General features: G+C 67.2%; 6 protein-coding genes. 5 read left to right on the top strand and 1 reads right to left on the bottom strand.

Annotated features, from left to right (window positions below):
* Positions 1 to 205: 205 nt before the first annotated feature.
* The gene (locus Q1K49_RS09490) at positions 206 to 598 is read right to left on the bottom strand and encodes a response regulator (protein WP_300525507.1); all 393 of its coding nucleotides are present in this window, start codon (positions 596 to 598) and stop codon (positions 206 to 208) included.
* Positions 599 to 813: 215 nt separating this feature from the next.
* Between Q1K49_RS09490 and Q1K49_RS09485 the strand changes: the two genes are divergently transcribed.
* Genes Q1K49_RS09485 through Q1K49_RS09465 form a run of 5 tightly spaced genes read left to right on the top strand, consistent with a single transcriptional unit; the run spans position 814 to position 6962 of the window.
* A complete protein-coding gene (locus tag Q1K49_RS09485) occupies positions 814 to 2778 on the top strand; it encodes an FHA domain-containing protein (protein WP_300525504.1) in 1965 nt (654 codons plus the stop codon).
* Positions 2775 to 3740, top strand: coding sequence for a protein phosphatase 2C domain-containing protein (locus Q1K49_RS09480; protein ID WP_300525502.1), 966 nt, complete (start codon positions 2775 to 2777; stop codon positions 3738 to 3740). The genes Q1K49_RS09485 and Q1K49_RS09480 overlap by 4 nt, the downstream gene beginning before the upstream one ends.
* Positions 3737 to 4636, top strand: a complete 900-nt coding sequence (locus Q1K49_RS09475) for a PP2C family serine/threonine-protein phosphatase (protein WP_300525499.1) — start codon at positions 3737 to 3739, stop codon at positions 4634 to 4636. Before Q1K49_RS09480 ends, Q1K49_RS09475 begins: the two co-directional genes overlap by 4 nt.
* Positions 4627 to 5217 (top strand): FHA domain-containing protein, encoded by a 591-nt coding sequence (locus Q1K49_RS09470; RefSeq protein ID WP_300525497.1) that lies wholly within the window; start codon positions 4627 to 4629, stop codon positions 5215 to 5217. The genes Q1K49_RS09475 and Q1K49_RS09470 overlap by 10 nt, the downstream gene beginning before the upstream one ends.
* Positions 5208 to 6962 carry a VWA domain-containing protein gene (locus Q1K49_RS09465; RefSeq protein WP_300525494.1) on the top strand — a complete coding sequence of 585 codons (1755 nt, stop codon included), beginning with the start codon at positions 5208 to 5210 and terminating at the stop codon, positions 6960 to 6962. The genes Q1K49_RS09470 and Q1K49_RS09465 overlap by 10 nt, the downstream gene beginning before the upstream one ends.
* Positions 6963 to 6998: the final 36 nt, after the last annotated feature.

Below are 6998 nucleotides of genomic sequence, written 5' to 3'. Positions count from 1 at the left end.
GCCCTTGAGCCCCGTTATGGGTACTCTTGCAACGCATGCTCCTTGTTGCCCGCCGAAAGCGAAACGCCCGTCGCAAAACACGTGGTTTCGGGCACGGGCACAGTGCGGAGGAAAATAAAAATACCGGGCTTCTCCGAAAGATTCGGAAGAGCCCGGTAGAGAGGCGCAAACAGAAACGGCGCGGGCGAAAAACGCCCCGGAGAAATCACGCCAGGACGGCGGCGAGCTTGTCGAGAAGATCTCTTTCCACGAAGGGCTTGGTGATGAAGGCCCGAGGCGCCGACTCCCGGGCACGGGCGAGCGTTTCCTGGTCCGTGTGGGCCGTGAGAAAAATGACGGACACGCCCCCATTACCCTGGATGAGCCGGGCCGCCTCGATACCACCCAGATCCCCCTTGAGGGTGATGTCCATGAGCACCAGGTCGGGTTTCAGTTCCGCGGCGCGGCGCACCGCGTCCTCCCCGGAGAAGACGAGGTCCACGACGCGGTATCCCGCCCGCTCCAGGCAGGCCTGGAGATCCAGGGCAGTGAGCACCTCATCCTCCACGACAAGAACCCTTGGCGGAGACGCGTCACGCCGTTCTTCCCGCGAGTCCATCGAAACGTCCTCCTCTGTGTTCTTTCACGTCGCGTCGCCGGACATGCCTCCGGGCCGACATTTCCCGACGCGTTCCATTCTACGCGAGGGGCAGGGAAATGACCAGACGAGATGTTTTTGGGTATAATCGGAACAGCGTGTTTCGGACCCGTCTCCTCGCTGCGGGAAACGCCGCTCCGGAAAGCCGTGCACGCCACGAAGGAGGAAGGCACTCCATGAGACAGGGACTCCTCTGGTTCGAATGGCTCAGAAGAAAAGGACCACTCCACCTCGCCCTGTGGGCGCTTCTTCTGGGCGTTTCCTTTACGGTATCGCTTCGTACCGACGCTCGACCCGCCGCCGCCGACGATCTCCGCTCCTTCCGGGCGAGCCAGGTCGTCTCGGAATATCCCCGGATTCGGATTTTCCTCACGCTCCCCCGGGAAAGCGCGACATCCGGGGAGATCTCCCCGGAAAGGCTCCAGGCACGCCTGGACGACACGCCTCTTCCGGTCCGCTCGGTGCGCCCCTTCTCCAGAGCGGACGACGGCGTCGCCTACATCTTTCTCGTGGACGTCTCCAAATCCCTTCGGGAAGCCCAACTGGCGGACATGCGCACCGCCCTCTCCGCCTGGGTGGACACCATGGGTCCGAAGGACCGGGCCATGGTGGTCACCTTCGGCGAACGGGTTCAGCTTCTCCGGGACTTCGAGGGCAACTCCGAGGACCTTCGGGCGACGGTGAAGACGCTCCGTCCCACGGACATGCTCACCGAACTCCACGGCGGCCTCGCCCGGGCACTGGACATGGGCAAACGCCTCGACCCGGAACTCCCGTCCCGAAAGGTCATCGTGGTCCTCTCCGACGGCAAGAACGAGATGCTCGGGGGCATCACCCGAACAGAGGTCCTGCGCCGCATGGAAGAAGGCGCCCCTCCCATCTTCGCCCTCGGCTATTTCGCCCCTCCTCTGAACGAAGAGAAACGGGAGCACCTGCGCCTTCTGGGAGAACTGGCGACAGCCTCCGGAGGGGCCTATTTCCAGCCCGACGGAACACCCGTCGAGGCCATCTTCACCGCCATGCGACGGGCCATCGACGACACCCTCGTGGTGGACCTCGACGCGAAAGACGCCTCCCCCGACGGATCGCTGAAGCGTCTCTTCCTCTCCCTGAAGACTGCGGATGCCACCCTCACCGACACGGCCCCGCTGCGCCTTCTTCCTTCGGAAGTGCGCCCCGCCTCCACCTCGGGGGCCACCCCGGCGGAACAGATACCCCCGTCGGACGACGCCTCCGGCGTCACTCCGCCCGACGGAACACCGGAGAGCGCGGGAGAAACGACGCACACGCCCGCAACACCCCCGGCAGGAACCGCTCCGGCGGAGAAGGCCCCGGAAACTGCCGCGACTCCCGAGAGCACCCTCCGGGGCGGAACTCCTTCGGACACTGCAGGCACCGCCGGCGTCGCCGTTCCGAAAGCGCAGCGTTCTCAGGAAACCTCTTCGGAAACCGACGCGGCTCCAACGATCCAAGCTCCCGGAGCAACGAAGGAGGCGACGGCACCCGCGACGGCAAAGGCCGGAACGCCAAGTCCCTCCTCCGCAAAGACGGGAGGTGCCGCGCCGGAACCGACGCCCGGTACGGCCGCCACCGGATCCGAAACCTCCGGGAAAACATCCGAGGAGAAACCCGCCTCGCCGAGACTGACTCCCCTGCTCTCCATTCTCCTCGGCGGCATCGCGCTCATCGCGATCACGACGCTCCTCCTGCTCCCCCGGGAACAGCGGAGGAAGGGAACGGAAGCCGGAACAGGAACCCCGCGCAAGGAACACCGAAGCGTGCGACTCCGCATGGAGATCTCCCGGTCCGGCAAAGTTCTCGGCGCCTACGCGGCGGACATCACCGAGCGGATCGTGCTGGGCCGGGGCGCCGAGTGCGACGTGCGCCTTTCCGGAGACGAGACGGTGTCGCACCGCCACTGCGAACTCCACCTTGCGGGAGGGACCCTCACCGTGCAGGACCTCGGCTCCACCAACGGAACGCTTCTTGACGGAACACCCGTTCCGGGTGACCGCGCCATCCCCGTCACCAGCGGCGCACGCCTTCTGCTGGGCAACACGACGGTGACGCTCTTTCCCGGCGAGGCCTCCGGAGACGCATCCGAAGAACGCCGCAACGCCCCGGAGCGTGCGCGCTCATGACGATCCGCCCCGATATGCGCGGCCCGGACATGCGCAACCCCGCCCCGGAAGAGGAAACGGCTCCGGTGATTCTTCCGGGCAACGCCCAGAACCAGGGCAAACGCCGGGAACAGCAGGACGCCTTCACCATCTCGGACCCGGAACACGCGGCCTTTCTGGCCCATGCGGGCCTTCTCGCGGTGGTCGCCGACGGAATGGGGGGCATGAAGTGCGGCGGCGACGCGAGTCTCCTCGCCGCGGACACCATGCTCGAAGCCTATGCGGTGAAACGCCCGGAGGAACCCGTGGAGGAGGCCCTCCTCCGTTCCCTGCACAGGGCGAACCGCGCCGTTCTGGAGATGGCCTGCCGGAACGGCGTGGCGGGCGACTCCGGAACGACCCTCGTCGCCGCGGCAGTCCTCGGCAACCGCCTCTGGTGGATCTCCGCAGGCGACAGCCGGCTCTACCTGGCCCGCAAGGGAGAACTGCTCCGGCTCACCGAGGATCACGTCTACGCGACGGAACTGGACCGCTCGGTCCTCCTCGGCCGTATCTCCCCCGAGGAGGCGCTCTTTCACCCCGAGCGCGAGGCCCTGACGAGCTTTCTCGGCCTGGAGGTCCTTCCGGAGGTGGACCGCAACCGGAACCCCCTTCGCCTCGAAGCGGGCGACCGGCTCCTCCTCTGCAGCGACGGGCTCTATAAGTTCCTTCCGCAGGAAGAGACGGCGGCGATCCTCTGCGACGGAGAGCAGCGTCATCCCCAGGCGCAGGCGGAGCGCCTCGTGGAGGCGACGCTGCGCAAGGACGCACCCGGCCAGGACAACATCACCGTGGTGGTTCTCGGCGTGGAACGCCCCGAAGCACCTCGGACGTCCGGACACGGAGGTCTCGCCTCTCTGTGGGCAGAGCTGGAGCGCGGATTCGCCTCCCTGACGGAACGGGCACGGGGCGTCCTCGCCCTCGAACCGGGAGGAAAATCGTGACGTTTTCCCCTTTCCCCGAAGAGGATCGGCTGCGCCGTTTTACCCTCTCCAGAGGCAGACGTCCGGGGCATAATGAGGATGCGTCGGGAGAGGAGCGTTCCTCCCGGGGCCTTCTCACGGCACTTGCGGACGGCCTGGGAGGCCATGCGGGGGGAGAGATCGCCTCCCGCCTCGCCGTGGAGACCGCTCTCGCCGCATGGCGGCGCTGCGAGGCGGCTCCGGACGCGACAGACCGGGAGGATGCGGAATGCCCCGGTTCGCCCGGCCACGGCTCTCTGTGGGTAGGGCATACGCTGGAGCGGTGCCTTCAGGAAGCCCACGAGGCGCTGCTGCATCGCGCCCGGGAGGAGGGACTTCCGCCGCTTCTGACCACCCTGGCCCTTCTCTGGATCGGCGCAAACGGCGTCATGGGATGGTGTTCCCTGGGCGACACCCGGGTGCACCTCTTCCGCGGAGGCGCTCTCGAAGCCCGAACCCGCGACCACTCGCTGGTGCAGGCCCTTGTGGAGAGCGGGCGCGTGCCTCTCCGGGACGCACGGCGGCATCCCGAGCGAAACGTGCTCACCGCCGCGCTGGGAGACCCGAATGCGAAAAACCTCTCCCCGGAGATCTTCTGCGGAGAGGCGAAGCGCGGAGACGCGCTTCTGCTCTGTACGGACGGCTTCTGGGAGTGGCTTGCCGAGGTGGAGATGCTGGCGGACCTCCTCGCCACGGAGGACCCCGCCGCATGGATTTTCCGGATGGAACTGCGCCTCTACGGACATCTGCTCCGGGAAACGGAGCGGAACGGACAGAAGGGAAAACTGCTCGACGACTATTCCGCCGTGGCGGTGCTGGTCGGTGCCGACACCGCCGCGAACGACACGGACGACAGGAGGGACGACCCGTGGGATTGATCCGTTGCGAAAAGGGACACTACTACGACGAACAGAAGCACAGCACCTGCCCCTATTGCGGCGTCAAGGAACTGGAGGAGGAAATCTCCCGTTTCACCCCCCTCGAAACCAACGGTGACGCACCCGAGGACGACGAGGGAAAAACCGTGCGCCTCTCCAGGCCTTCCGGAGGCCCCGAGGGGTTCGCCCTGGGCGGCGGCAGAGAGGGCGAGACCGTGGCCTATCTGCGCTCCCGGACCGGAATGGACCCCGTCACAGGGTGGCTCGTCTGCGTGGAGGGACCGGAGAAGGGACGAGACTACCGCATCCGGAGCGAACGGAACACCATCGGGCGGAGCGACCAAATGGACATCTCCATCCGCGGGGACGAGACCATCTCCCGGACAAACCACGCCTTCATCGTCTTCGATCCCCGGAAGAACATCTTCCGCGTCCAGGCCGGAGAGGGGCGGGGACTGACCTACCGGAACGGCGAGGAAGTCATCCTCTCGGAAAAACTCGAGCCCTACGACGTGATCGAGGTGGGGCGAACGCGGCTTCTCTTCGTGCCGCTCTGCGGGGAGCGCTTCTCATGGGACTGACACCGAGAGGCCGTCAGAAGCCCGTCGCCGGAAAAACCGGCGCTTCCGGAACGTTCCGCCAGAGGGGACTGCCCCTCGTCGCCGGAAGAGCTCTTCCGGTCCTGCTCCTCCTTCTGCTCTTCGTACCGGGCGTGCTGCTTGCCCTTTTGACCTGGAGCGACGGTGCTTCCGCACAGAGCGCTCCGGCGGAGCCGACCCGGTTCCGTCTCGTGGGAACCCGCATCGCCCCGCCCGCGACACCGCAGGAAGCCCCGCAGGTACTCGCCTACGTGGAACTCCTCGACGAGAACGAGCGCCCCGTCAAGGGCGTTTCCCCGGACAGCGCGGCCTGCACCCTCGGCGCGACGGTGCTCGACAATCCCCGTTTCGCCCCGCTCGCCGCCGAGGAGGGAACGGCGGTGGTCTTTCTCGTGGACGTCTCCAAGTCCCTCAAGCAGAACGAGTTCTCTCGCATCCGGGACGCCCTCGCCGCCTGGGCGGACTCCCTCGGCGAGGCCGACCGGGGGGCGTTGATGCTCTTCGGTGAACGGGTTCGCCTGGTTCAGGACTTCACCGCCGACAAAGCGACCCTTGCCGCCGCCATCAAGGAACTGGCCCTCACGGACAACCGCACGGAACTTCACGCGGGCATCGCCGAGGGGCTTCGCCTCGCCGCCCGCGGCGATGAGGCGCTTCCACCGCGGCGCGTGGTCGTGGTCGTCTCCGACGGCATCGAGGACGCGCCGGGCGGCACGTCCCGGGACGAGGTGCTCGCCTCTCTGCGGGAACATCCCATCCCCGTCTACGCCGTGGGTTTCGCCCTGCCCCCCCTCACGAACGCGAAGAGGGACGGGCTCGCCGTTCTGGGCGAGTTCGCCCGCACCTCCGGCGGAGCCCTCACCACCGTGGAGAAGGCCGATGCGTTCAAGGGCGCCTTCGAGACGCTCCGGGAACGGCTCAACGGCGTCTATCTCCTCGCCGCCGACGCGGAGGCGGTCGTCCCCGACGGACAGGTACACCGCCTGCAGGTGACGCTCCGGGTGGGAAGCCGCACCTTCACGGACGGCACGGACCTGCGGGTCCTTCCCCTTCCGGGCGTCCTCGCCGCCGGAGCGTCCCCGGACCTGAAGGCCGCCGCAGTCACCGCGCCGGAAAGCACCACCGCACAGCAGCCCGCCGCAGCGGGCGGCACCCCCACCGTAACGGGAGCACCGAAGCCGACCTCCCCTTCACCCCAGGCCGCGGGAACGCCCGCACCCTCGCCGGGACGTAACCTTCCCCTTCTCGCCCTTGGGGCCGGTGTGGCCCTGCTGGTGCTGATGGCGCTCTTCCGGAACGGCAAACGCACCCCGCCGGAGAAGGCAACGTCCCCCGCGCCGGAAGGACCCGTGGCGGAAAAGACGGGCACCGCACCGCGCATCGTCGCCGGAGAGGGGCTCTCCCTGCGCCTCACGGTCCTCAAGGGAGCCGACGTGTCACGCCACTACGACGCGGTGGTGACGGACCGACTTTCCCTGGGGCGCTCCTCCAGGGGAAACGGCATGGTCTTCAAGGGAGACATGGGCATCTCGGGAACGCACTGCGAGTTCTTTCTGGAAAAAGGGCGCCTTTTCGTCCGTGACCTGGGTTCCACCAACGGCACCTACGTGAACGGCGTGGCCATCGTGGGACCCTGTCCGCTCTCGGACCAGGACAGGCTGCTTCTGGGCAGCACGGAGCTTCGGGTGCACCTTCCCGCGCCCGGAGAAGAAGACCGGAAGAGCTGACCCCTTGTTCCTTTCGTCGGGTTCCACCTCCGCGAG

The organism is Aminiphilus sp., assembly GCF_029975095.1.
Classification (GTDB): domain Bacteria; phylum Synergistota; class Synergistia; order Synergistales; family Aminiphilaceae; genus Aminiphilus.
This window is presented reverse-complemented; position numbering and strand designations above follow the sequence as displayed.